The sequence below is a fragment of the Bacillus sp. FDAARGOS_1420 genome (assembly GCF_019344915.1).
GTDB classification, from domain to species: domain Bacteria; phylum Bacillota; class Bacilli; order Bacillales; family Bacillaceae_G; genus Bacillus_A; species Bacillus_A mycoides.
Genome location: NZ_JAHWJB010000002.1, coordinates 3,154,697 through 3,180,057, shown reverse-complemented (window position 1 = coordinate 3,180,057; position 25,361 = coordinate 3,154,697). Strand labels below are relative to the sequence as shown.

Below are 25,361 nucleotides of genomic sequence, written 5' to 3'. Positions count from 1 at the left end.
CCACTCTTTAGACATAACGGTCTAAACCGTCTTTCACTACTCCTCACGTTTCGTAAAAGAAGCTCCAGGGGGTAATTCATAAATCGCTCTGTACTGGTTCGCACCGACCACCAGCTCTCTGAAATCAGAAAACGAAATACTACTAAATCCTATCAACGCCGATTCATATGATGTTAGTTAAATTTTTATCATATATTCATCATACATGTCAATAAAAACATTCGATATTTTTTTAGGGAAATAAAGGAGAAATGTTTTTAATACTGTAAAAGTGTGCGTTATAATGAATTTGAAAGGGGAGGAAAGAGTGAAGAAAAAAATAATTCTTTTTACCACCTTACTAGTCGTTGGCGGAAGTGCTGGAATTTACACAGCTTTTGCAGCTGAATCAGAGCAGTCGAAACAAAAGCAAATACAGCAGTCAGAAGTGAAGAAAGTGAAAGAAATTGAAGAGAAGAAATCGATGGAAAAAGCAGCTATGAAACTAGGAGTTTCTACTGAGGGGAAAACAAAAGAAGAGGTTACAAAAGAAGTAGATACCGCTAGATTTGAGCAGCGCCATGATTTGTTAATTGAGCATGCTAAGCAACTTGGAATTGATACAGAAGGAAAAAAAGATGAAGAGATTATTTTAGAAATTGGAAAGATACAACATGGAAAGTAGAACAACTTATCGTATGATAAGTTGTTCTTTTTTAAGAATTATTTAATTTAAAAATAATTGACAGTCATTTATTTTTAATGTTAACTTTATTTATAAACAAGTTAACATTAGGGGTGACAATTGTGGCTGTTAATAGTAACACGAGTGAAAAATCGTCTTATACATATGAAGAATTATCGAAGAAGAATAAAGATTACGTATGGCACCCATTTACACAAATGAAAGATTATTTAGAAGAAGATCCTGTCATTATTGAACGTGGAGAGGGAAGAAAGCTATACGATGTAAATGGAAATGAATATTGGGACGGTGTTTCATCTATTTGGTTAAATGTTCATGGGCATCAAGTACCAGAACTAGATGAGGCAATTCGCGAGCAATTAAATAAAATTGCTCATTCTACTATGCTAGGACTTGCTAACGTTCCATCTATTTTATTAGCAGAAAAAATAATTGAAGTTGTACCAGAAGGTTTGAAGAAAGTATTCTATTCAGACTCTGGTTCTAGCGCCGTTGAAATTGCAATTAAGATGGCCTTTCAATATTGGCAGCATAAAGGAAAACCGAAAAAACAAAGATTTGTTACATTAAAAGAAGCATATCACGGTGACACGATAGGTGCTGTTTCAGTGGGGGCAATAGACTTGTTTCACCAAGTGTATAGTTCACTATTATTTGAGGCAATTAAAATGCCGTATCCATATACATATCGTTCTCCTTATGGAGATAATAAGGAACAAATTGTAAAGAAACATTTAGAAGAAATGGAAGAAATGCTACAAGAAAAACATGAAGAAGTAGCAGCTATTATTGTGGAGCCATTAATGCAAGGTGCTGGTGGGATGATTACAATGCCAAAAGGATACTTAAAAGGGCTTCGCCATTTATGTACAAAATACAATGTATTATTTATTACAGACGAGGTAGCGACTGGATTTGGGCGTACCGGGAAAATGTTTGCATGTGAACACGAGGATGTGACGCCAGACATTTTAACAGCCGGAAAAGGTTTAACAGGTGGTTATTTACCGGTGGCAATTACGGTAACGACAGATGAAATTTATAATGCCTTTTTAGGAGGCTATGAAGAACAAAAAACGTTTTTCCATGGTCATAGTTATACAGGGAATCCGTTAGGTTGTGCCGTAGCAATTGCAAATTTAGAACTATATGAAAAAACTAATTTAATAGAAGATGTTGCGCATAAAGCAGAATATGTAGCGGCACAATTAGAAGCTCTTAATGAATATAAGCACGTAGGAGATATTCGTCAGTGTGGGCTAATGGTTGGTATTGAACTTGTGAAGAATAAGGAAATGAAAGAATCGTTTGAATGGACAGAAAGAGTCGGTATTCAAGTGTGTAAGCGCTCAAGAGAGCTGGGTATGATTTTGCGACCACTCGGTAATACGATTGTATTTATGCCTCCTCTTGCATCTACGGTGGCTGAGATTGATGAGATGTTACGCATTTTATATAAAGCAATCTCGGATGTTACGGAGGGAGAGTAATGAGTGGTTTCTTTATAACAGCAACGGATACAGAAGTTGGCAAAACGGTAGTGACAGGAGCATTGGCAGGTATATTTCGAGAGCGTGGACATAATGTTGGTGTATATAAACCGTTGCAAAGTGGACATGTTGCATCAAATCCTGAGGGTGATGCAGCAAGGTTAAAAGCATTATCGGGTGTACCGACAGAAGAGGATGAAATTTGTCCTTATTCCATTGAAGAACCACTTGCTCCGAGACTTGCCATGAAAAGAGCTGGAAGGACAGTAACGTTAAAAGAAATTACTGCTCACTATAATGAACTACTAAAAGAGTTTAATAGCCTATTTGTAGAAGGAGCTGGTGGGCTTGCAGTTCCATATACAGAAGATGCTTTAGTGATTGATTTTGCAAAAGAATTACAGCTCCCTCTTATTGTAGTAGCGCGTCCGACACTAGGGACAGTTAATCATACTGTCTTAACAATTTCTTATGCAAAGGCACACGGTTTAACAGTAGCAGGTGTAATTTTGTCTGGTTGTAAAGAATGTGAAAAAGAAAGAGTGCAAGAAAACAAAGAAATGATTGAGGAGTTAAGTGGAGTACCTGTTTTAGGTTTATTACCATTCCTTGAAGGTGAGTTTACAAGGGAAGAATTATTGGAATCGGCAAAAGAACATATTATGATTTCAAAATTAGAGGAGCTCATCCAAAATGAATCAAATGTGGCGCACGCATCTTCAATCTAAAGTAGAACAATTAAAGGAGCAAGGGCAGTATCGTAATTTACATGTAACAGAGAAAGCGGAAGAGACATGGCTTATTCGAAATGAGAAAAGGATGCTAAATTTAGCATCAAATAATTATTTAGGGTTAGCTGGAGATGAAAGGTTGAAAGAAGCTGCCATTGCCTGCACAAGAAAATATGGAACTGGAGCGACAGCATCTCGTCTCGTTGTAGGAAATTATCCACTGTATGAAGAGGTTGAGAGAAGTATATGCGATTGGAAAGGCACTGAAAAAGCTTTAATTGTAAATAGTGGATATACCGCGAATGTTGGGGCGATTTCTTCGTTAGTTGGTCGCCACGATATTGTTTTTAGTGACAAATTAAATCATGCAAGTATCGTTGATGGAATCGTATTAAGCGGAGCAGAGCATAAAAGATATCGTCATAATGATTTGGATCATTTAGAAAAGATGTTGCAAATAGCGTCACCAGAAAAGAGAAAATTAATCGTAACAGATACGATTTTTAGTATGGATGGAGATATTGCATATTTGAGAGGCTTAGTTCAGCTGAAAGAGAAATACGGGGCAATCATTATAGTTGATGAAGCACATGCAAGTGGAATATATGGAATCGGTGGAGCCGGATTATCTCATGTAGAAAAAGATATTGCTCAAAAAATTGATATACATATGGGGACGTTTAGTAAGGCTTTAGGGTGTTATGGTGCGTATTTAACGGGTGATTCCATTTATATAGAGTATTTACAAAATATGATGAGAAGCTTGATTTTTACTACAGCTTTACCACCAGGAACATTAGGGGCGATCCGAAAAGCAATTGAAATTGTGAAAGAAGGTAACGAAAGAAGAGAGCGACTTATAGAGAATGGTGCATATTTCAGGACGCATTTACAAGAAGCTGGTTTTGATATTGGGAATAGCTCAACTCATATTGTACCGATTGTAGTTGGCTCAAATGAAAATACTTTACGGTTTAGTGAAAGGTTACAAGAGGTAGGTATCGCAGCCATTGCAATTCGTCCGCCGACTGTTCCAGTTGGTAGTTCTCGAGTCCGTTTTGCAGTTACGTCACAACATACAATAGCCGATTTAAAATGGGCTATTCAGCATATTATACGCATTGGTAAAGAAGAGGGGTTTTTAGTATGAAAGAGCTAAAGCTTATTTTTATTCCAGGATGGGGAATGGAAGAAGGTGTTTGGACTTTGGTTCTGCCGTATTTTAAAGGATATTCTGTTCAATGTATAGATTGGCGTAACGTGAAAGAACAAAGTGAATTTGCAGGGCGAATAATAGATGTAGCGCAGGATGAAAATGTAATTTTAGTTGGATGGTCACTAGGAGCGTTAGCGGCAGTACAAGCTTATAAAAAGATTAAGGCCCAAGGTATGGTACTAATTGGTGGTACCGCTAAATTTACCAATACAAGTGACTATACAAGTGGATGGAATTCCTTGCATGTAGAACGTATGAAAAAGAATTTAACGAGAAAAAAAGAAGATACTTTGAAGCGTTTCTATGAAAATATGTTTACAAAAAGTGAGCTGAGGGAGAATACGAGTTTTGAAGAGATTGCGCAGAAGTTTAAAGGAGACTCGATTCAGTCTTTACAATTAGGCTTAGATTATTTAATAGAAACAGATATGAGAAATGAAGTAATAGATATGAAAGCCCCGCTGTTACTCCTTCATGGAGAGCAGGATGTAATATGTCCATTGTCTGCAGCCCATAGTATGGCGAATAATACGAATGCCAACCTAAAAGTAGTAAGCGGTGCTGGGCATGCATTATGTGTAACGAATTTTGAATATTGCGCAAATGAAATTATTCAATTTGTAGAGGGGATACGACATGATCAACAAAACGTTACTGCAAAAACGGTTTAACGGGGCGGCTGTATCCTACGATCAATATGCAAATGTACAAAAAAAGATGGCGTATTCGTTACTTTCTACATTGAAGGAACGATATAGTGAAACATCATCGATACGTATTTTAGAACTTGGATGCGGGACAGGATATGTAACAGAGCAATTATCAAATTTATTTCCGAAAGCTCATATTACAGCTGTGGATTTTGCTGATGAGATGATTGCAGTCGCGAAAACTAGAAAAAGTTTGGAAAATGTGATGTTTCGATGTGAAGATATTGAACAATTAAAATTAGAAAATTCATATGATGTCATCATTTCAAATGCGACATTTCAATGGCTTAATGATTTAAAAGCGACAGTGAAAAATTTATTTAACTATTTGTCTGAAGAGGGAATGTTATTATTTTCAACGTTTGGTAATACGACTTTTCAAGAATTGCATACGTCTTTTCAGCGTGCTAAGAAAGAAAAGGGGATACACAATTGTGCTTCAATTGGACAACGCTTCATTTCGAAAGAACAGTTAGTGAATATATGTGAAATGCCATTAGGAAATGTACATGTTTCTGAAACATGTTACATAGAAAGATTTGCAGAAGTTAGGGAGTTTCTACATTCTATTCGAAAAGTAGGAGCGACCAATAGTAATGAAGAGTCTTATTGTCAAAGCCCTTCACTCTTTCGTACGATGCTTCGTATATACGAAAGAGACTTCACGGAAAATGAAGGGATAATGGCGACGTATCATGCTTTATTTACGTATATAACAAAAGAGGGGAAGAGATGAAATGAAACAAGTACAAATAAAAAGGGATTGGAAAAAACTTGCATACGACGTAGTAGAAGAGAAAATGATTGCGAAAGAAGATGCAATTGCAATATTAGAAGCTGATGATACAGAAGTTTTAGAAATTATGAATGCAGCTTACATCGTTCGCCATCATCATTTTGGTAAGAAAGTAAAGTTGAACATGATTATAAATACGAAATCTGGATTATGTCCTGAAGATTGCGGGTATTGTTCACAGTCTATTATTTCAGAAGCACCGATTGATAAGTATGCATGGTTAACACAAGAGAAAATTGTTGAAGGAGCGCACGAAGCAATTCGTCGTAAAGCAGGTACATATTGTATTGTTGCATCTGGTCGTCGTCCGACGAATAAAGAAGTAAATCACGTTATTGGAGCAGTTAAGGAAATTCGTGAAACGACAGATTTAAAAATTTGCTGTTGTTTAGGATTTTTAAATGAAGATCAAGCAGGTCAGTTAGCAGAAGCTGGTGTGCATCGTTATAATCACAATTTAAATACGCATGCCAACAATTATGATAGCATTTGTTCAACGCATACGTATGACGATCGTGTTGATACAGTCCAAAAAGCGAAGCAAGCCGGTATTTCTCCATGCTCTGGAGCAATTTTCGGAATGGGAGAAACGATTGAACAGCGCGCTGAAATTGCATTTGAATTACAACGTATAGATGCAGATTCAATTCCATGTAATTTCCTTGTTGCTGTAAAGGGTACGCCGCTTGAAGGACAAAAGGAATTAACGCCGATAGAATGTTTAAAAGTACTGGCGATGATGCGTTTTGTAAACCCAACGAAAGAAATTCGCATTTCAGGAGGACGTGAAATCAATTTACGCTCTGTGCAGCCAATCGGTTTATTTGCAGCAAACTCTATTTTTGTTGGAGATTACTTAACGACAGCTGGACAAGAACCGACTGCAGACTGGGGTATGATTGAAGATTTAGGGTTTGAGATTGAAGAATGTGCATTATAAGATAGATAAAAAGCAAACTTGTAAAAGAGTTTGCTTTTTTGTAAATAAAATGTAATAAATAGTTGTTAATGCTTGATACTATTGGTTTTTGAGCGAAAAAAAGAATTTTGGTGGACGAATTTTCCAAGCCCTAATTGTACATAGTAAAAATGTAATTTATATCGGGTTGGAGGATTTTACATGTACAAATACATATTAACTATTATGACCTGTCTGATTTTAATAAAAGCGATAAGTGCTGATCCAGTTAAGGCGGCTGAAAATCCTGAACAAAAAGAAATGCAACAAAGAATCGAACAGCATTTTCGAACGAAAGCTGAACATTTTGGGCTTGAAACAGAAGGGAAAGATTTAAAAGAAGTGAGGAAGGAAATTTCTATTATAGAAGAAGCGGAAAAGAGAGAAAATGTGTGGAGAACAGCACAAGCTCTTCGTATAAAAACAGAAGGAAAAACGATGGATGAATTAATAGAAGATGTACGAAAAAAGGTGAGAAAATAAAAAAGAGGCCGTAGCCTCTTTTTTAAGCCCATTGTTTTGATAAATGAGCTATTTCGATCGCAGCAACTGCCGATTCATATCCTTTATTACCAGCTTTTGTACCTGCACGTTCAATTGCTTGTTCAATTGTTTCTGTCGTTAATACACCGAAAATAACTGGAATGTCCATTTGTAGTGATAAAGATGCAACACCTTTTGCTACTTCATTACAAACGTAATCGTAATGTGTTGTAGCACCGCGAATTACTGTACCTAATGTAATAACAGCATCATATTTTCCGCTATTGGCCATCTTTTTAGCGATTAAAGGAATTTCAAATGCACCAGGAACCCATGCAACATCAATATCGTTTTCTTCTACACCGTGACGCTTTAATCCATCTAAAGCTCCGCCAAGTAACTTACTTGTAATAAACTCATTAAAACGTCCAACAACAACCCCAACTTTTAATCCTGTACCAACTAAATGACCTTCGAATACCATAATGTATCTCTCCCTTAATTATAAGTTTAGTAAATGTCCTAATTTGCTTACTTTCGTTTGTAAATACGTTTTGTTTTCTTCTTTTGTTGGCATTTGCAACGGTACACGCTCGGTTACTTCTAAATCGTAACCTTGTAAGCCAGCAATTTTTCGTGGATTATTCGTTAATAATCGTAAACTTTGTAAGCCTAAATCTTTTAAAATTTGAGCACCAATACCGTAATCACGAAGATCAGCTGGGAACCCAAGTTTTTCATTTGCTTCTACAGTATCTAACCCTTCTTCTTGTAACTTATAAGCGCGAAGCTTATTCAGAAGACCAATGCCTCGTCCTTCTTGTCTCATATAGAGAAGAACACCTTTTCCTTCACGCTCAATTTGAGCAAGTGCAGCATGTAGCTGTGGCCCGCAATCACAGCGGCACGAACCAAATACATCTCCTGTTAAGCATTCTGAATGAACGCGTACAAGTACAGGTTCGCCTGTTGAAATATCACCTTTTACGAGCGCGATATGTTCTTTCATATCTAATGAGTTAGAATAGCCAATTGCATGGAAATTACCGAAATCTGTAGGTAATGTAATTGCCACTTCTCTCGTCACAAGTGTTTCGTGGTGGCGGCGATAAGCAATTAAATCTTCAATTGTAATCATTTTTATATCAAATTGTTTTGCGCACTCTAGTAAATCAGGTACACGTGCCATCGTCCCATCTTCATTTATAATCTCGCAAATGACGCCGGCGGGCTCAGCTCCGCAAAGTTTTGCTAAATCAACAGCAGCTTCTGTATGACCTGCGCGGCGAAGGACGCCACCTTCTTTCGCAATTAATGGAAAGATATGTCCAGGGCGGTTAAAATCAGTTCCTTTAGATGCGGGATTTAATAATTTCTGTATTGTTGTAGCACGCTCATGAGCACTAATGCCTGTTGTTGTAGAAACGTGATCGATGCTCACTGTAAAAGCAGTATGATGTGAATCTGTATTATGAGATACCATTGGTTCTAACTGTAGACGTCCTGCGTACCCTTCCGTAATCGGTACGCAAACGAGACCACGACCGTGTGTGATCATAAAATTAATCGTTTCTGGTGTAATGTACTCTGCTAAAGCAATAAAATCGCCTTCATTTTCTCGGTTTTCATCATCACATACGATAACGACTTTTCCTTGTTTTAAATCTTCTAGAGCTTCTTCAATACGATGAAACATTGTGCTTCCTCCTTATAGAAATCCGTTTTCTTGTAAAAAGCTTTCGGTCATTGAACCAGTTCTTTTTGCGGGCTTTGAGATAAAGCGTTCAATATATTTTCCAATCATGTCACACTCAATGTTTACGATGTCCCCGGCTTTTTTTTCTCCGATTATAGACTCGCTTACTGTGTGGGGGATGAGTGAAATTGTAATTGAAGATTCGTCTATATCAAATATTGTTAAGCTAGTGCCATCAACAGCAACGGATCCTTTATGCAAACAATAGCGTAGTAATTCATCAGAAATTGCTATTTTGTAATAGATGGCATTGTAATGTTGTTTTTTAGTTAAAATCGTACCGATGCCATCGATATGTCCGGTGACGAAATGTCCACCGAATCGTCCGTTTGCAGCCATCGCCCGTTCTAAATTCACTTTGGCACTTGGCTTTAGCATACGAAGTGATGTTGCTTTCATTGTTTCAGGCATTGCGTCGACAGTGAATGAAGTAGTCGTAAAAGTAGTTACTGTTAAGCAAATGCCGTTAACCGCGATACTATCACCTAATTTGACATCGGATAAAATTTGATTCGCGCTAATAGTTAGCTTCATTGCTTCACCACTTTGAGTCATGCTTGATATCGTTCCTAACTCTTCTACGATTCCTGTAAACATTCCGTCACCTCGCTTTTTAAGGTTGCAACAATTTTTATGTCATTACCGATTTGTTTCATCTCTTGAATTGTTAAGGAAAGTGCATCTTGTAACTTCGAAAAACCAGCTCCGCCAAATAAGGTGGGTGCATCTTTTCCACCAATTAATTTCGGGCTTATATAGGTCACGATTTCATTAAAACTATTTGTTTTTAAGAAGTTTGCATGCACCGTTTGACCACCTTCAACGAACAGAGAAAGAATTTGTTTCTCACCGAGCAGGGATAGGACATCTTGTATTTCAATTTGCTGTGTTTTCATTTGGAATACAGCTATATTGTTAGATTCATAAGACGCTATTTTCTCTTTGTTTACATCCTTACCGACAATAATCCATGTCGGAGTTAAGCCATCTGTTATGACATGAGAAGATGGCGGCGTTCGTAAGTGGGTATCTAAAATAACGCGTATAGGATGTTTACCTCCGTTTGAAATTCGTGTTGTTAAGTGTGGATTATCAGTTAGAACTGTATTCACACCGACTAGAATAGCATCATGTATATGACGATATTGGTGAACGTCAGCGCGTGCTTCTTCGCCTGTAATCCACTTACTTTCACCGGTTACAGTTGCTGTTTTTCCATCTAAGCTCATTGCTGTTTTTGTTGTTACAAAGGGACGTTTCGTTTTCATATAGTGAAAAAAGTATCGATTTAATAAAGTGGCTTCCGCCTCAAGAACACCAGTAGTTACCTCGATTCCAACTTCTTCTAATCTCCTTTTTCCATTTCCGGAAACGAGTGGATTGCAATCAAGAGTAGCAATTACAACACGCTGAACTCCTTTTTCAATGAGTAATTCACAGCAAGGTGGTGTTTTTCCAAAATGGCTACACGGTTCAAGTGTTACATAAACAGTAGCACCTTTTGCTTTTTCACCAGCCATATGAAGTGCATGAACTTCGGCATGTTCTTCACCAGCACGCAAGTGAGCTCCCATTCCTATGATGTTTCCATCTTTTACAACAACAGCACCAACCATAGGATTTGGGCTTGTTTGTCCCGATGTTCCTTGTGCTAACTGCAAGGCAATCCTCATATATTCTTGATCTGTCATTCTTTTCACCTCTCCTGAAAAAATCAAAAAACCCCAAGGATTTTATATCCTTGGGGTTTGGGAGACGTGATTTCTAGAAATATAGTTCGAATACGAAAGTATAGGAAAGAAACCTAACGATGACTGATATTTTGGCATAAGGAAAAAACCTAGCAAAATATCAAATTCTTTCAACGCTAGTCGTATCTTTTTATTTCAGTATAGAAACATAAGTATACAAAATAAAACATATATAAAGATTCAAAATGAAACTTTAAAAATATGCATACTGAAATAAAAGTGTATTCGCTATATAAAATTACTAGAAAACATATCCTTCTCCCATCCAGACTATACTGTCGGCCCTAGAGTTTCACTAGATCCACCGTTTTCGCGTTGAAAACGGGTCACGGACTTAGAAGCTATCGCTTCATCACCGCCGGTTGGGAATTTCACCCGACCCCGAAGGATGTTGTTTGCTCACATTATAGCACAAAAAAGAAAAAAGCAAAGTGGAAAATATTCGAATGTGAAGAATTGTGTGAAAATATATGCCGATTTGAATGGGGACGGAAGTAATAGAAATGTTGAAAGGGGAAGGGCTGTATAGGCTTTGATCAAAAGAAAAAACATACACAAATAAATGTGCATGCTCTTTAAATATTTATTCTGCCTCTGGTGCTCTAACAACAGACTCGAATTTTCCTTTATGCGAAGCATCGCAATAAGGCATGTTTTTTGATAAACCACAACGACATAAAGAAAATGCTGGTTTTGCTGGGAATACATTCCCTTGTGAGTCAACTAATTCCACGTCCCCTGTAACGCGAAAAGAGCCATTATCATTCACTTTAATTTGTACTTTTGCCAACGTTATCCCTCCTTTCCAAACGCTTACTCTCATCATATAATTAGGGAGAGTACTTGACAATATAAAAAGAGCACTTTGTTTGAGAGAGAAGAGAGTGTTATAATAGTTTTTATAACTGACTAGAGTAAGGTGACGAAAGATGGATAAAAAATTACACACACTACAAAATATTGCAAATGAGCGCACATGGGCATCATTTTTGAATGATAATCATCCATATAGTTTACTTCATTGGTCAATCGCAGGTGTAGGACAAGAACCGAAAGATGTTTGGTTACTTCAAGATGAGGTAACTTTTCAAACGACGGAATTCCCAACGCTAGACGAGGCAGTAAAGTGGATTTCTGAAAATATGGAACAAGTTACAGACGTTTTAGCGCAGTAAAAAAACAGGCTTATGCAAGCCTGTTTTTTGTTTCTTTTACATATGTGTTTAAAAATTGATCGATGGCATCTTCGTACTCTTCTTTATTTTCATTATAAGAGCAAGCGTGTGCACCATGTTCTGCAATATAAAGCTGTTTATTATTTTCTTTCGTTTCATAAAGTGATTTCGTCATATCAGATAAAATATAGTCATCATCTTTACTATGAATAAAGAGAACCGGATTGTTAATATTTTTTATACAATCAATTGGTGAAACTTCACGAATTGTATAGCCATCACGAACTTTTAAAAAGGCATTTGCTAAAGGTAATAAAGGCCATTTTGGCAAATGAAACTCAACTTTCAAACGATGTTGTAACTGTCCATAAAAATCAGAGAAAGGACAATCAGCAATATAAAAATCAGCACCATCTTCTACAAGTCCTGCATATTGAAGAAGAGTTGCAGCACCCATAGATTCACCATGAATTCCGAGTGTAATATTCGTTCCGAAACGATCTTTTAGCCAGTCAACTACTGACTTTAAATCATGTTTTTCATAATAGCCATAACTTGTTGTTTTACCACCGGTTTTACCATGACGGCGATGATCATAAATAAATACGTTATATCCTCTATTTAAAAATAAGTTTGCATATTTAACGGAATTCATTTTATTTACAGTCACACCGTGGCAAAAAATCATAAATTTATTGGAATGACCAGCTGGCATGTAATATCCGTGAAGTTCGTATCCGAATTGAGAAGGGATGTGAACCTCTTCTTTTTGAATAGCCTTAAAATCGTCCAAATGAAAATGCTTTTTCGTTTCGCGTTCTAAAACTTCTTCCTCTGTTTTTTTCTTCAAGTACATAACTTTATTTGTAAAGAAAATCCCAATCGCAGTTAGTGCGCCTAGTATAGTAAACAATGCTGTAAAAAAACGTTTCATACTTTACCTCATCCTCCAAATACCTCTACATGTGATACACTAACATTGTATCACAATGATGTGAAAAGGGGAGAAATCGTGTATGGTTCATATACAAAAAATCACACCAGAAATGAAAGAAGCAATTCAGGATTTTATGTGTGAAAACTGGGGAAGCTCAATGATGGTCTCGCGAGGCAGAGTACATCAATTAGAAGAATTACCTGGTTTTATTGCACTTAGAAATAACAGAATAGTAGGAATTTTAACATATAAAGTGATAGAAAACATGTGAGAAATTGTATCGTTAAATAGTTTTGAGGAAGGGAAGGGGATTGGTACAAAACTGGTGGATTGTGTATTGCGAGTGGCAAAAGAGAACGAATGTAAAAAAGTGTGGCTTATTACGACGAATGATAATATGAACGCACTTCGTTTTTATCAAAAACGTAACTTCATGATGACGAACTTATATATTGATGCGGTAAAGGAAGCACGAAAAATAAAGAAAGAAATTCCATTTATTGGTTATGATAATATCGCGATTTCACATGAAATTCAGCTGGAGTATATTTTCTCCCGCATTAACGGGCAGTAAAACTCCTACCTCAAAATTCAGTTGGAGCAAAGAAGTTAGGTGGGAGATCCACTGCCCGTAAACGCCCGATTGGTGAAGGCTAATAATCAGTGGGGGATGAACAAAACCCCCACTGATTAAAGTTTCACTTTATGAGTAGAGTGGAAATTGTGTAACAATTTTCAGAAATATAAAACAATAACCTTGACGAATGTTATATTTTGGTTTAATTTAAAATTGTAATCTATTACCATATTAAGGGGTGACGATGTGGCAACTATACGTGATGTTGCAAAATTGGCCGGTGTTTCAGTCGCAACCGTTTCAAGAGTCATTAACGAAAAAGGATATGTCCATGAAGATACGGTGAAACAAGTAAAAAAAGCAATTGAAGAATTACATTATAGACCGAATGCTACAGCAAAGCCTTTATTTAAACAGCCTTCAACGGTGATTGCATTACTTGTAGATAATTTGCATAATCCATCATACATCACTTTGCTCCGTTTCGTTGAGGAAATAGCATACAAAGAAGGGTATCAAGTAATAGTTTGTAATATAGAAAATAAGAATAGATACATAGATATGTTGGCGCAAAATAACATTGCAGGCGTTATAATGACGAAATCTGTTTTTCGAAGTATAGGAGAAATCTCACTTCCTTTCGCTGTGCTTGAAGAACGACAATCTCTTATGAGCTATTATGAAAGTGGACAGAAAGCTGTTTCTTTATTAAAAGAGAAAGGCTGCCAGTTTCTTGCTTATATCGGTGAGGAAGTAGAGAGTGAAGAAATGGAAGAGCATGTGGCAGGATTTCTAGATACTGCTTGGAAAGAAGGACTTTCTTATCGAGAGGAAATTGTACAAGGGTATACGAATCAACAGTTTCTTGAATTGTTACAAAAGCATCCATACATAGATGGGGTTGTAGCTTCAAGTGATAAGGTCGCTATTGAGCTAATCAGGGCGGCGAAAACTCTTAATATTCATATACCAGGTAAGTTACAAATCATTGGATTTGACGGGAGTGTAGAGGGTGAATGGATAAGTCCATCATTAACGACGATTGGAAGTTATATCGAAGAAAATGGGGGAATAGCTTTTCAACAGTTAATAGGAAAAATAAAGAAAAAACAAGTGCGACAAGAAGAAGCGGAAACAGAATTTAGGTGCATTGAGAGAGAAACAACAAAGTAAAAGGTGCGTTTTTAAAACGCACCTTTTATAGTGTAATTGCGGCAATAAAGCCGAATATAAGTAACGGTATATTATAGTGTAGAAATGTTGGGACACATGTATCCCATATATGATGGTGCTGACCATCAGCATTTAAACCGGACGTTGGTCCAAGTGTACTATCAGATGCTGGAGAACCTGCATCACCAAGTGCACCAGCTGTACCGATAATTGCGATTGTAGCCATGGGACTAAATCCGAGCTGGACGCATAACGGTACGAAAATTGTTGTTAAGATTGGGATGGTTGAAAAGGAAGAGCCAATTCCCATCGTAACGAGAAGTCCAATAATGAGCATAAGAAATGCAGCAAGCGGTTTATTATTTCCGATTATATGTGCACTCGTTTGCACAAGAGATTCAACATGTCCAGTTTTTCGAAGAACAGCGCCAAATCCAGCGGCAGAAATCATAACAAATCCGATAAAGGACATCATACGCATTCCACTCGTTAAAATAGCATCGGCTTCTTTAAGAGGGAGGCTACCGCTAACTGATAAGACAATAATACCTGCTAAAGCACCAAAAATCATTGATTCTGTTGCTAATTGCACAGTTAATGTAGCGAGTATTGATAATAAACCCAAAGTAATGCTTCTTTTCGTATAGGGGACGATTTCATTCTGTGCAGAATGAATTTGTTCTGTTTCATATGTACGTGGTTTTCGGTATGTAATGAAAACCGCTACACATAATCCGATAATCATACCGATTGCTGGAATAGTCATCGCTTTTGGAATAAGTGCGACATCAAATGTAAGACCGCTTTGCGCAGCATTTGTTTGCAATACGTCATGATAAATTTTTCCGAACCCTGCTGGAACCCACATGTAAGGGGTAATTAACCCAAATGTAATAAGACATGTTACAAGCCTACGATCCACCCTCAGCTCATTTAATACTTTTAAAAGTGCTGGAATTAAGATTGGGATGAAGGCGATATGAACAGGGATAATATTTTGTGAGAAGCAAGCCATTGTTAAAATGATAAATAATATAAGTATTTTAGAATAGACTTGTTTTTTCGTGTCTTGTTCGTTGCCGATCCATTTTAAAGCTGATTGGATCATTGCATCAGGAAGTCCTGTTTTTGAAAGGGAAATAGCAAATCCACCGAGCATTGCGTAGCTTAATGCGATAGGAGCACTGTTCCCAAGACCGGCTGTAAAAGTACTAATTGTTTCTGAAATACCGAGTCCGCCGATAAGTCCGCCTGTTAAAGCTCCAACGATAATGGCGACAATGACTTGGACACGTAACAAACTAAGCAGTAGCATGACTGCTACTGCGATGAGTACAGCGTTCATAATAAATGTAATCTCCCTAATTTTTATTCTGTTAAGGCAAGCAAGTGTTTGTAGTGACATATACTTGCGACATATCATTATAAAATGTTTTCTATGAAATGTAAAAGCGCCTTTTGTTATTAATGTTGAAAAGATAGTTCTTGTTTAATTGATTGTAAAGATTTAGCGAATAACTCAGGCTCTTCTAAATCTGGAGAATGTGCCGAGTTTGGAAACCAAATCATCTTTTTAATAGGAGCTTGAATGATATCGCAATATTGTTGAACGAGTGCATAAGGAGTTTGATAATCATAGCGACCAGAACAAAAATAAACAGGAACAGATAAACTTGAAATAGATGAAAAGAAATCGATTGTCAGCATCTCTTCCCATAAAACTCCGGATTTTAAATTTCCTGCGAGAAATTTGAACCAATCTAATAGCGTATATTCAGGAGAAAAGAAGCCTTTTCGTATGAAAGAAAAGGAAGATCCATTTTGGATTGCTCCTCCGAATGTACCAAGCCACTTTCTTTGAATAATGAGGCGTCTCGTATCTAAAAAGGGTGGTTTCCCTAATTTTAAAAGAGAAGCTAATGCCTTTTTATGGTCATGTTTTTTGGCAGAGCTAATTAAATGTTGATATAGTAATTCTTCATTTTGCTTCATATGTACGATTTGACCGATGCCGATGTATGCTTCTATATATTCGGGACATTGATTAGCGATTTGTAGTCCGATAATACTTCCCCAAGAATGACCAGCGAGAAATAGTTTTTGCTTATTAAAGCGTTTGAGAAGATATTGAATAACCTTTTTTGCATCTGAAAAAAATTGATCGATCGTAAGATTTGTTTGGATGTCCCGCCATAAAAAGGATTTACCTGCCCCTCGCTGATCCCAATTAATAACGATAAAGTGCTTTTCTAACTCTTTTTGAAAATGGCGAATAAAGCCGATTTGTGCCATACCAGGACCGCCGTGACAGCATAATAAAATAGGCTGTTCCACGTTTTGGCCGCGTATAAGGAGAGATTGTTTCCGGTCATTAATCATAACGCTTTCTATCGTAGCGATACTGTTAGGGATTAGTTGCTTCTTTTCGTTGTAAAACCGAGGGGTATGGCTACGAAAAAGCATATGTAAACCTCCTTTTCTTAAATGGTATGAATCGCACAGGCTCTTTCTTTTGCATATACTACTAGAAAATCATTGTATCATAACATACTGGTTTGATTTCAAGTTTAGGCGATTAAGAGAGGAGGGAGAATGTGACGATTGGAGAAATTATTGATTCTTTAAATAGACGCGAATCAATCGCTATTATAGCGAAACGGCTTGAAATGAGCCCATATACATTATCAAAGAAATTAAGGGTGATTGGATATGAATATGATGGAGAGCAGAAAAAACGTATCTTTATAGGTGATGGTGAAGAGCCACGTCATTTGCAAATCCAAGAAGCTACTGCCCTTCAATATGCAAAAACAGACTATCAATTACTAATTTATGAACAATTACAAAGCATTTATGAATTGCTAAGAAAAAGAGAAGAAGTAAGTGTTCAAATTATAAGTAAGAGCACAGAGAAAAAGAAACGAACCTTTTCGATTAATATAGAAGTATTAGCAAGACTAGATGTTATATCGGAATCAAAAGGGATTCAAAAGTCTAAAATTGTAGAAGAAGCACTACAGGAATTTTTGCAACGGTATGATGTTAATCATGAAACGTATCCAGAGAAATAAAAGAAAGGATACTATGTTCCATATAAGAGCGTGTATCCTTTCTTTTATTTCATTTTTTGTTTTGTTTCGAAAAGTAATATAGGAACCAAACGGCATGATTTTGTTCATCAGCTGCTGCGCGCCGAAATGTTTCTTTCACTTGTTGATTTGTCGTTTCGTCAGCAATTTCTAAGTAAAAATCAACTGTTCGTTGCTCATCTTGCCGAATTTCAAGGATTTGAGTTCGTTCATTTATGTCTGGAGCTAAAGTAGCTAATCTAGCATAAAAATGAATGGCGCTATATTCTCCGTTAATTGCTTTCTCAATACTACGAATGTGTTTGTCGTTTTGTCGATACAATGTATCGTCATTGTTTGATGAAAATACATACAAATCTTCCCATTATAGTTTTCTATATACTACGAAGAAACAAGGGGCTATGTGCGTATCCTTTACTGCACTAGAAGAATGACAATACGTATGACTCTAAAAGAAGAAGCTCCTTGCATATAAAAGGAGCTTCTTCTTTCGAGTGTCACGCACTAGTTTGAATAGTATTTAATTGTTTTTTTGAATACGTCCATCAATAATCGGCTGAATTGGTTCTTTCACTTGTTTTACATAATCGACTAATGCTTCAAAATCGTTTGGACCAGTTTCAGCATTTTTTCCATTTTTAAAGGATACGAATCCATCACCGCCAGAAGCTAGGAAAGCATTTGCAACTACGCTATACGTTTTAGAGGGAACTAATTCTTCACCATTTGTTAAACGGATATTCGTAACCTTTTCGTTATTTGGTTTATTTGCATCCCAAGTGTATTGAATACCTGAAATTTGAAGCATTCTCGTTGCTCCTTTTTGCCATTGTTGATTTAATATATCACGAATATCTTGACCTGTTAGATCTACTTTAATTAATTGGTTTCCGAAAGGCTGAATGCCGTATAATTCGCCCCATGTAATATCTCCAGCGTCTAGATCATTACGAATTCCACCAGGATTCATAAGAGCGATTTGTGTTTGCATAGTTTGGCGCTGGGCATCCGCAACTAAATTTCCAAGTGTAGATTCACCAGCATCGTTTTGTTTACGGTCGATAGGTGCTGTAGATTTTCCGACTACTTCATTTACAAGAGGTGCGATTTTTTCTTTATATTGATCTAACTTTTGTTTTACTTGTTTATCAGGCTCTACACCTTCATGGTACGTTGTAATAACTTCAGCTTTTTTCTTCACAATATCTTTTGTTTTTCTATCAATCGTTACATCTACATCAGAGAAAGCCATCCCGTAAGAGTTCGCCTGCACGATAAGTTTATTATTTACAGTACCATTTACGTACGTATGACTATGTCCACCGAAAATAACATCAACTTCTGGATCTGTTTCATTTGCAATTCGAGTGAGGTCTCCATTTGTTACACCAGACTCATCAGTTGTTCCGCCGACATGTGCAAGGACTACGATAGATTTAACGCCGAGACGCTTTAATTGTTGTGTGGATTTATTAATAGCCTCTACTTCATCAGTGATTTCTACATTTTTAAGCATAGTAGGCATAACGACATTTGGTGTATCCGTTGTAACAACTCCAATGAACCCTACAGGAACTCCGTCAACCATTTTTACAGTGAATGGTGGTAAAAATAAGCGGCCAGTTGATTTATTATAGAAGTTTGCAGCGACATAAGGGAAGTTTGCTCCTTTGAAATTCCCTGTTTTTTCGTGATATCCACCGTAAATGAGGCGTTTCATTTCATCGATACCTTCATCAAATTCATGGTTTCCGATTGTACCAACATCAAACTTTAAGTCATTTAAAAATTCAATTGTTGGTTCGTCTTGTAATAATGCGGAAACTGGTGGGCTGGCTCCGACAATATCACCGGCATGTACGAGAAGTGTATTAGGGTTTTGTTTTTTGCGTTCTTTTAAATAAGTAGCTAAATAATCAGCGCCACCAGCTTCTTTATTGTTAACTTTTTTTACAGTATCTAGTTGACCATGTAAATCATTAATACCAAGCATTTGTACGTCTATGTATCGGTTTTGTTCGGCAGGAGTCTGAGATGGAGGAGCGGCGAATACGCTTGAAAAAGTAATAGTACTTAAAACAGCAACAGCAGGAATAATTTTTTTCCACATAATTAATTTCTCCTTTTTTTATAATCTGACATCATACGACATAATTTTAATAGATTACTAGGATTATATCCATATAAAAATTTAGTTTTTTCGAAAAATTAACATATTTACAAAAGATAAATAATAGAGTAGGGAACCTTTTTTATTGTCGATTTCGCCGTGTATCCTCTATAATGGAGAAAAAAGTAAAAGGTGAATAGTATGAAGAAAAAGAAGCAAAGACAAACACAAAGACACTCTCAAATGAATCAACCAGAGAAAGAATCACTTACACTAGGTGATCAATTGAACGATTCGTTAATGCAACAATTAAAGAATAAGAAAAAAGAGTTGCAAGCGAGAGAAGAGAAAAAAGAGGCAGCAGAACAAGAAAGAAAGCGTAAAGAACAAAAAGAACGTGAAAAGAATAAATCATTTGAAGAACTGTTAAGTGAAAGTAGCCTTACTTGGAAAGACTTTAAATAATAAAAAGATGATCAGTGAAATGCCACTGATCATTTTTTTGACGAGTTTATAAGAAAAGGGGAGTTAGAATGAGGAAAATTGTAGTCGTTCCGTATGAAAATCATTGGAGTGAGAAATTTCAAATGGAGGCCGAAAGATTAAAATCGGCGATGCCAGAAACGGTAAAAATCCATCATATTGGAAGTACGTCAGTGCCAGGACTAGCAGCTAAACCTATTATTGATATGATCATGGAAGTAGAAAGTATCGACAGAGTAGATCATTGGAATGAACGATTTAAAGAGCTTGGTTACATCGTGAAAGGGGAAAATGGTATTTCAGGTCGTCGTTTTTTTATTCATGGAACTGAGGAAAAACGCTCGTATCACTTACACGTATTTGAAAAAGGAAATCCTGAGATAGTAAGGCATTTAGCATTTCGTGATTATATGATGGCTCATTGTGAAGAAGCAGAAGCGTATGCGACTTTAAAGAAAGAACTAGCTGAAAAATATACATATGATGGCACGTTGTATACAGAAGGAAAAAATGAATTTGTACGTAATGTTGATGAAAAAGCGAAGAAATGGATAGAAAGTTACGTGAACGACTGAGTTCATGTTATTTTCTAAAGGGGTATAAAATTATTATGTAAACTGTACGTATGTTTTGACATTTTGAATAAATCTTGTTGAAATAAAGTGGTGGTTTATAAAAAATGTAACATTGAAAGGGAGAACGACTGTGCATATTCCAACAACTACACTTCATAATGGCGTGAAAATGCCGATGATTGGTCTAGGCGTTTATAAAGCGAAAGAAGGCGACGAAGTTAAACAAGCAGTAAAAACAGCGTTAGAAGTTGGATACCGTTCGATTGATACAGCAACTGTATATGAAAATGAAAGCGGTGTCGGAGAAGCGGTTCGTGAATCTGGAATCCCGCGAGAAGACTTGTTTATTACAACAAAAGTTTGGAACGACGATCAAGGGTACGAGGAGACGCTTGAGGCGTTTGAAAAAAGTTTAAAGAAATTACAAATGGAGTATGTAGATTTATATTTAATCCATTGGCCGATAAGAGGGAAGTATGTTGATACGTACCGTGCTTTAGAAAAGCTATATGAAGAAGGTAAGGTGCGCGCGATTGGTGTTTCTAATTTTCATAAACATCATTTAGAACTGTTATTACCAAATTGTAAAGTGAAGCCGATGGTCAACCAAGTTGAACTTCATCCAATGTTAGCGCAATTTGAATTGCGTGATTTCTGTCAAGGTGAGCAAATTCAGATGGAAGCGTGGAGTCCTTTAATGAGAGGCGGCGAAGTATTCCAGCATCCAATTATTCAGGATATTTCTAAAAAATATGAAAAGTCACCTGCACAAGTTATATTAAGGTGGGATATTCAAAGTGGGATTGTGACTATTCCTAAATCTGTTACGCCATCTCGTATTAAAGAGAACTTTACTATTTTTGATTTCTCATTAACTGAAGAAGAGATGGATCAAATTAATACGTTAAATCGTAATTTACATGTAGGAACGAATCCTGATAAATATGATACGTTATAAAAAAAGACTGCCGCCTAGTGTTGGGGGGCAGTCTTTTGCTTTTATCGGTATCAATATTTTAGCGATGCAAAGCATATGAATCATACTTAACAATCTTTTGAAGTTGTACATATTCTTCTTTTGTTAAAGATAACTGTTGGCTAGCTTGTATATTTTCTTGCAATTGTTGAATAGAGCTTGCACCAGGTATAACAGCTGCAACAGTTTCGTTATGTAAGCAATATTGAATAGCTGTTCCTGTTAAAGAGCTTTCCCCGATTATTTCTTTTACACTCGCGAGTGTCGAATATAACTCATCGTAAGAATAAGAGAGGTAATCTTTTTCTTTTACTCTTTCTATCTTTCTTGCATTATTGTTAGTTAAAATCCCTTTTGCAAGTGGTCCGCGAGCAATAACGCTAATTTGCTGTTCATTAAGAAGCGGGAACCATTCTTCAGGGCGACGATTTAAAAGGCTGTATTCCATTAATATGCTAACGATATTTGATCGTTTTGCATACTCACGAATGACATTTGGACGTATAGAAGAGATACCATAATGACGAATAATCCCTTCTTTTTTTAATTCTTCAAAGGCTTCAACTGTTTCATCTATAGGATCTTCAATCGTCCCGCCATGCAGTTGATATAAATCAATATAATCTGTTTGAAGTCTACGTAAACTCTCTTTTACTTCGGCCTTTATATAAGCTTTAGAAGGATCCCAAGACCAACCGTTTTTTTCTTCTGTCCATCGATTTCCAACCTTTGTTGTAAGAACAATTTGGTCGCGTTTTCCTTTCAGAGCTTTTCCAACAAATTCTTCATTTAATCCATAATCGTATAAGTCCGCTGTATCAAAAAAATTAATTCCTAAATCGATTGCCTCATCGATAATACGCATAGCTTCAGCCTCAGATGCACCGAGAGACATACAGCCAAATCCAATTTCCGTAACATATAAATCTGAGTTTCCTAATTGACGTTTTTTCATAGGTCAACCTCCTTACCTTTATTGTATGAAAGGGGAAGGAGGTTGACAAACGTTTACTTTTTATTTGCTGTAATCCACTCTTGTACAGTTTTATACTCTTTGCCATATTGTTTTAGCTTATGACGAATTTGCCATGCTTTGCCGACTAAAGTGACGCGATTTGGTAAAATGTAAACTTTCATTTCTATCACGCTCCTTTCAATGTGGTAAAATGTATGAAGAACGATTAGGAAATAGAACAGGGAGATGAAGTAGTATGAGTAATCTTGCAGAAAGAACAGTAAAAACTGAACCGATTTTTGATGGTAGAGTTATAAAAGTTCGTGTTGATGATGTAGTATTACCAAATGGAGAAATGAGTAAACGTGAAATCGTAAATCACCCTGGGGCAGTTGCTATTATTGCTATTACTGATGAGGGGAAAATTGTACTCGTTGAGCAGTATCGTAAAGCTCTCGAAAAGGCAATTGTGGAAATTCCTGCTGGGAAGTTAGAACCTGGGGAAAAGCCAGAGGTAACAGCAGTTCGTGAATTAGAAGAAGAAACAGGATATGTATGTGAAAATATGGAGCTTATTACATCTTTCTATACATCACCTGGTTTTGCAGATGAAATTTTATATGTATATAAAGCGACAGGATTAAAACAAAAAGAAAATAAAGCAGCTTTAGATGAAGATGAATTTGTGGAATTAATGGAAGTGTCATTAGAAGAAGCGATTGATCTTATGAAAGACCTTCGCATACATGATGCTAAGACGATGTTTGCAGTACAATATTTACAATTACAAAAATAAACACTCGCCTAAGGCGAGTGTTTTTAGTTGATTTTTGCATATACACGTGCATCGCGTAAGCTGCCATCGGGTGCTAGGAAATCATTTTCCATTGTACCTTCTAAAATAAATTCTAGACGTTCTGCTAAGTTACATGCGTTTATATTTGTTGCATCAGTACGAATTTCAATTCTTCTAGCACCTAGTTTATCAAATGCAAATTGAATCGCACCTTTAATGGCTTCTGTCATATAGCCATGCTTTGTATAAGCGCTATGTAGCCAAAAGTGAAGTGAAAACTTTGGAATATCCCAGTTTTCAGGCTTGAGCGTAATAGCTCCGATGAATGTACCAGATACTTTATCGTATAAGTGGAAATCAAGTGTTTCACGAAGTAAAAACTGTCCGTGAGCTTCGCGAACAATTTCTTCAGCACGTTCTTCTGTTTCAGCTGTAATTGGCATCCATGGTAATAAGTCTTCTAGCGAAGCTTGGATTGCTTCATATACCTCTGTTCCATCACCTGGAAACGGCTTACGTACTTGCAAGCGCTCAGTTTGAAATAATGTTGGAAAATCTAATAATAATGGTTTCAAGAGAAATCCCTCCTATTCTCTACTTTTTAGTTTAGCAAAGTAGAGCGGAATTTCAATGCTAATTCGTCATACTTTTTTTCTTTCTTTCATACATTTTTAGTAAGAGTGTGAACGGAGGGAAGGAAAATGTGGCGAAAAACGTGGCAAGACCGTGTAATGTCTCACATACAGGAAAATTCTTCACTATATATATTTAATGCGGTTTTATTACTGATGGGAGTAATATTTGGAGCGATTCTTGTGAATAGTTTACAAATAAACCAAAAGCAAGATTTATCATTTTATTTACAGCGTTTTTTTGGACAAGTTTCTAAAGGAGAATTTGCTGTCGCAGGCGAAATGTTCCGAGAAAGTTACTTTTCGCAATTAAAATATATCGGCTTTATTTGGATTTTGGGGATTTCAATTATTGGGTTGCCGCTCATTTTTATCTTACTATTTTTAAAAGGGGTAGTTGTTGGATTTACAGTAGGTTTTTTAGTAAGTCAGCACGGATGGAATGGACTATTATTAGCATTTGTATCTGTATTGCCACAAAATTTAATTATAATTCCTGTATTTCTCGTAATGACAACAATTGCTGCAAGCTTTTCCTTACGCATGATTAGGCATCAATTTATTCGGAAAATAACTGAGCCACTATTACCGTTATTAATTCGCTATACATGCTTTTTTCTCGTGATTGGAGCGGTATTAGCTATTGCTTCCAGTGTCGAAGTGTATGCATCACCAGTTTTAATGAAAGAAGTTGTGGAGGCTATTAACAAACAATAAATACTTTTTGAGAATAATTATCAATTTGTTTTTATTGTTTTTCTTTTGACAGGAGCCCTTCTTCTGATATAATGGTGTAAGAGTGGCGAGGAGGGAGTAGTACCGAATGGAAGAAAGAATTGAACGAATTAAGAAGCAATTACATGCAGCGAGCTATAAATTGACACCACAACGTGAAGCAACAGTTCGTGTGCTGCTAGAAAATGAAGAAGATCATTTAAGCGCAGAAGATGTATACCTCCTTGTAAAAGAAAAGTCGCCAGAGATCGGATTAGCAACCGTTTATCGAACTTTAGAGTTATTGTCAGAGTTGAAAGTTGTCGATAAAATTAACTTTGGAGACGGTGTTTCGCGTTATGACTTACGCCAAGAAGGTGCACAGCGTTTCCATCATCATTTAATCTGTACACAATGCGGTGCTGTACAAGAAATACAAGAAGATTTACTTGGTGAAGTGGAGAATAAAGTGGAACGAGACTGGAGCTTTAAGGTGAAAGATCATCGTTTAACATTCCATGGGATTTGTAAAAATTGTCAAGAAAATGAAACGGATGAAAAATAACCTTTTCCTATTTAACTAGGAAGAGGTT

At 36.5% G+C, this 25,361-nt stretch carries 30 protein-coding genes, 1 pseudogene, 1 riboswitch and 1 other annotated feature (1 of these 33 cut by a window edge); of the genes and pseudogenes, 18 read left to right on the top strand and 13 right to left on the bottom strand.

Annotation, left to right across the window (positions count from 1 at the left end; genetic code table 11):
• Positions 1-165 (bottom strand) — a binding site (T-box leader) (it extends 55 nt beyond the left edge of the window).
• 142 nt (positions 166-307) lie between these two features.
• From I6L50_RS26460 to I6L50_RS26425, 8 genes are all read left to right on the top strand, one after another.
• Positions 308-664 carry a hypothetical protein gene (locus tag I6L50_RS26460; protein ID WP_219303499.1) on the top strand — a complete coding sequence of 119 codons (357 nt, stop codon included), beginning with the start codon at positions 308-310 and terminating at the stop codon, positions 662-664.
• 77 nt (positions 665-741) lie between these two features.
• Positions 742-2,175 (top strand): adenosylmethionine--8-amino-7-oxononanoate transaminase, encoded by a 1,434-nt coding sequence (gene bioA, locus I6L50_RS26455; protein ID WP_219303498.1) that lies wholly within the window; start codon positions 742-744, stop codon positions 2,173-2,175.
• Complete coding sequence (bioD, locus tag I6L50_RS26450) at positions 2,175-2,903, top strand: dethiobiotin synthase (RefSeq protein WP_113937117.1); 729 nt, start codon at positions 2,175-2,177, stop codon at positions 2,901-2,903. The genes bioA and bioD overlap by 1 nt, the downstream gene beginning before the upstream one ends.
• Entirely contained in the window at positions 2,869-4,056 is a 1,188-nt protein-coding gene (gene bioF, locus I6L50_RS26445; RefSeq protein ID WP_219303497.1) for an 8-amino-7-oxononanoate synthase, read from the top strand. Before bioD ends, bioF begins: the two co-directional genes overlap by 35 nt.
• On the top strand, positions 4,053-4,793 hold the full coding sequence (locus I6L50_RS26440) for an alpha/beta fold hydrolase (RefSeq protein WP_219303496.1): 741 nt from the start codon (positions 4,053-4,055) through the stop codon (positions 4,791-4,793). Before bioF ends, I6L50_RS26440 begins: the two co-directional genes overlap by 4 nt.
• The gene (gene bioC, locus I6L50_RS26435; RefSeq protein WP_219303495.1) at positions 4,759-5,568 is read left to right on the top strand and encodes a malonyl-ACP O-methyltransferase BioC; all 810 of its coding nucleotides are present in this window, start codon (positions 4,759-4,761) and stop codon (positions 5,566-5,568) included. The genes I6L50_RS26440 and bioC overlap by 35 nt, the downstream gene beginning before the upstream one ends.
• A gap of 1 nt (position 5,569) precedes the next feature.
• Positions 5,570-6,568, top strand: coding sequence for a biotin synthase (bioB, locus tag I6L50_RS26430; protein WP_219303494.1), 999 nt, complete (start codon positions 5,570-5,572; stop codon positions 6,566-6,568).
• A gap of 180 nt (positions 6,569-6,748) precedes the next feature.
• A complete protein-coding gene (locus I6L50_RS26425; protein WP_002088493.1) occupies positions 6,749-7,069 on the top strand; it encodes a hypothetical protein in 321 nt (106 codons plus the stop codon).
• A gap of 22 nt (positions 7,070-7,091) precedes the next feature.
• Here the strand turns inward: I6L50_RS26425 and ribH are convergent, their stop codons facing one another.
• The 5 genes from ribH to I6L50_RS26400 all read right to left on the bottom strand — a co-directional run bounded on the left by ribH (position 7,092) and on the right by I6L50_RS26400 (position 11,366).
• Positions 7,092-7,553: a 6,7-dimethyl-8-ribityllumazine synthase gene (gene ribH / locus I6L50_RS26420; protein WP_219303493.1), complete on the bottom strand. Its 462-nt coding sequence runs from the start codon at positions 7,551-7,553 to the stop codon at positions 7,092-7,094.
• 18 nt (positions 7,554-7,571) lie between these two features.
• Positions 7,572-8,765 (bottom strand): bifunctional 3,4-dihydroxy-2-butanone 4-phosphate synthase/GTP cyclohydrolase II, encoded by a 1,194-nt coding sequence (gene ribBA / locus I6L50_RS26415; RefSeq protein ID WP_219303492.1) that lies wholly within the window; start codon positions 8,763-8,765, stop codon positions 7,572-7,574.
• Positions 8,766-8,777: 12 nt separating this feature from the next.
• A complete protein-coding gene (ribE, locus tag I6L50_RS26410; protein ID WP_219303491.1) occupies positions 8,778-9,422 on the bottom strand; it encodes a riboflavin synthase in 645 nt (214 codons plus the stop codon).
• Entirely contained in the window at positions 9,404-10,516 is a 1,113-nt protein-coding gene (gene ribD, locus I6L50_RS26405) for a bifunctional diaminohydroxyphosphoribosylaminopyrimidine deaminase/5-amino-6-(5-phosphoribosylamino)uracil reductase RibD (RefSeq protein ID WP_219303490.1), read from the bottom strand. Before ribD ends, ribE begins: the two co-directional genes overlap by 19 nt.
• 309 nt (positions 10,517-10,825) lie before the next feature.
• A riboswitch (FMN riboswitch) is annotated at positions 10,826-10,969 on the bottom strand.
• 190 nt (positions 10,970-11,159) lie between these two features.
• Entirely contained in the window at positions 11,160-11,366 is a 207-nt protein-coding gene (locus tag I6L50_RS26400; RefSeq protein ID WP_001151582.1) for a CDGSH iron-sulfur domain-containing protein, read from the bottom strand.
• A 139-nt stretch (positions 11,367-11,505) separates the two neighbouring features.
• On the opposite strand from I6L50_RS26400, the gene I6L50_RS26395 reads away from it, so the two are divergent.
• Positions 11,506-11,751 (top strand): DUF2552 family protein, encoded by a 246-nt coding sequence (locus I6L50_RS26395; RefSeq protein WP_002014992.1) that lies wholly within the window; start codon positions 11,506-11,508, stop codon positions 11,749-11,751.
• A gap of 10 nt (positions 11,752-11,761) precedes the next feature.
• Here I6L50_RS26395 and I6L50_RS26390 read toward each other — a convergent pair whose 3' ends face one another.
• The gene (locus tag I6L50_RS26390; RefSeq protein WP_219303489.1) at positions 11,762-12,685 is read right to left on the bottom strand and encodes an alpha/beta hydrolase; all 924 of its coding nucleotides are present in this window, start codon (positions 12,683-12,685) and stop codon (positions 11,762-11,764) included.
• Positions 12,686-12,767: 82 nt separating this feature from the next.
• On the opposite strand from I6L50_RS26390, the pseudogene I6L50_RS26385 reads away from it, so the two are divergent.
• Positions 12,768-13,262 (top strand): annotated as a pseudogene (locus I6L50_RS26385) (GNAT family N-acetyltransferase).
• Between the two features lie 249 nt (positions 13,263-13,511).
• The gene (locus I6L50_RS26380) at positions 13,512-14,438 is read left to right on the top strand and encodes a LacI family DNA-binding transcriptional regulator (RefSeq protein ID WP_219303488.1); all 927 of its coding nucleotides are present in this window, start codon (positions 13,512-13,514) and stop codon (positions 14,436-14,438) included.
• Positions 14,439-14,463: 25 nt separating this feature from the next.
• On the opposite strand, the gene I6L50_RS26375 is transcribed toward I6L50_RS26380, so the two are convergent.
• Together I6L50_RS26375 and I6L50_RS26370 are read right to left on the bottom strand one after the other, a co-directional pair.
• Complete coding sequence (locus tag I6L50_RS26375; RefSeq protein ID WP_002014950.1) at positions 14,464-15,783, bottom strand: Na+/H+ antiporter family protein; 1,320 nt, start codon at positions 15,781-15,783, stop codon at positions 14,464-14,466.
• A gap of 119 nt (positions 15,784-15,902) precedes the next feature.
• Positions 15,903-16,901 (bottom strand): alpha/beta fold hydrolase, encoded by a 999-nt coding sequence (locus tag I6L50_RS26370; RefSeq protein ID WP_219303487.1) that lies wholly within the window; start codon positions 16,899-16,901, stop codon positions 15,903-15,905.
• Between the two features lie 131 nt (positions 16,902-17,032).
• Between I6L50_RS26370 and I6L50_RS26365 the strand changes: the two genes are divergently transcribed.
• Entirely contained in the window at positions 17,033-17,509 is a 477-nt protein-coding gene (locus I6L50_RS26365) for a ribbon-helix-helix domain-containing protein (RefSeq protein WP_002014948.1), read from the top strand.
• A gap of 49 nt (positions 17,510-17,558) precedes the next feature.
• Here the strand turns inward: I6L50_RS26365 and I6L50_RS26360 are convergent, their stop codons facing one another.
• Both I6L50_RS26360 and I6L50_RS26355 read right to left on the bottom strand, forming a co-directional pair.
• Positions 17,559-17,882: a ferritin-like domain-containing protein gene (locus I6L50_RS26360; RefSeq protein ID WP_219303486.1), complete on the bottom strand. Its 324-nt coding sequence runs from the start codon at positions 17,880-17,882 to the stop codon at positions 17,559-17,561.
• 165 nt (positions 17,883-18,047) lie between these two features.
• Entirely contained in the window at positions 18,048-19,637 is a 1,590-nt protein-coding gene (locus tag I6L50_RS26355) for a bifunctional metallophosphatase/5'-nucleotidase (protein ID WP_113937127.1), read from the bottom strand.
• A gap of 201 nt (positions 19,638-19,838) precedes the next feature.
• Here I6L50_RS26355 and I6L50_RS26350 point away from each other — a divergent pair, with 201 nt between their 5' ends.
• The 3 genes from I6L50_RS26350 (at position 19,839) to I6L50_RS26340 (ending at position 21,653) form a co-directional block, all read left to right on the top strand.
• Positions 19,839-20,102, top strand: coding sequence for a YqkE family protein (locus I6L50_RS26350; protein WP_219303485.1), 264 nt, complete (start codon positions 19,839-19,841; stop codon positions 20,100-20,102).
• 68 nt (positions 20,103-20,170) lie between these two features.
• Positions 20,171-20,695: a GrpB family protein gene (locus I6L50_RS26345; RefSeq protein WP_219303484.1), complete on the top strand. Its 525-nt coding sequence runs from the start codon at positions 20,171-20,173 to the stop codon at positions 20,693-20,695.
• Between the two features lie 130 nt (positions 20,696-20,825).
• The gene (locus I6L50_RS26340; RefSeq protein ID WP_002165107.1) at positions 20,826-21,653 is read left to right on the top strand and encodes an aldo/keto reductase; all 828 of its coding nucleotides are present in this window, start codon (positions 20,826-20,828) and stop codon (positions 21,651-21,653) included.
• Positions 21,654-21,711: 58 nt separating this feature from the next.
• On the opposite strand, the gene I6L50_RS26335 is transcribed toward I6L50_RS26340, so the two are convergent.
• Both I6L50_RS26335 and mciZ read right to left on the bottom strand, forming a co-directional pair.
• Positions 21,712-22,626: an aldo/keto reductase gene (locus tag I6L50_RS26335; protein ID WP_002088476.1), complete on the bottom strand. Its 915-nt coding sequence runs from the start codon at positions 22,624-22,626 to the stop codon at positions 21,712-21,714.
• A gap of 53 nt (positions 22,627-22,679) precedes the next feature.
• Positions 22,680-22,808 (bottom strand): Z-ring formation inhibitor MciZ, encoded by a 129-nt coding sequence (gene mciZ / locus I6L50_RS26330; RefSeq protein WP_219303483.1) that lies wholly within the window; start codon positions 22,806-22,808, stop codon positions 22,680-22,682.
• Between the two features lie 74 nt (positions 22,809-22,882).
• Between mciZ and I6L50_RS26325 the strand changes: the two genes are divergently transcribed.
• On the top strand, positions 22,883-23,422 hold the full coding sequence (locus I6L50_RS26325; protein WP_002014941.1) for an NUDIX domain-containing protein: 540 nt from the start codon (positions 22,883-22,885) through the stop codon (positions 23,420-23,422).
• 23 nt (positions 23,423-23,445) lie between these two features.
• Here I6L50_RS26325 and I6L50_RS26320 read toward each other — a convergent pair whose 3' ends face one another.
• Positions 23,446-23,997 (bottom strand): GNAT family N-acetyltransferase, encoded by a 552-nt coding sequence (locus tag I6L50_RS26320; RefSeq protein WP_002033881.1) that lies wholly within the window; start codon positions 23,995-23,997, stop codon positions 23,446-23,448.
• A gap of 126 nt (positions 23,998-24,123) precedes the next feature.
• Between I6L50_RS26320 and spoIIM the strand changes: the two genes are divergently transcribed.
• Together spoIIM and fur are read left to right on the top strand one after the other, a co-directional pair.
• The gene (gene spoIIM, locus I6L50_RS26315; RefSeq protein WP_002014939.1) at positions 24,124-24,771 is read left to right on the top strand and encodes a stage II sporulation protein M; all 648 of its coding nucleotides are present in this window, start codon (positions 24,124-24,126) and stop codon (positions 24,769-24,771) included.
• A gap of 106 nt (positions 24,772-24,877) precedes the next feature.
• Positions 24,878-25,333: a ferric iron uptake transcriptional regulator gene (fur, locus tag I6L50_RS26310; RefSeq protein ID WP_000392654.1), complete on the top strand. Its 456-nt coding sequence runs from the start codon at positions 24,878-24,880 to the stop codon at positions 25,331-25,333.
• Positions 25,334-25,361 lie beyond the last annotated feature (28 nt).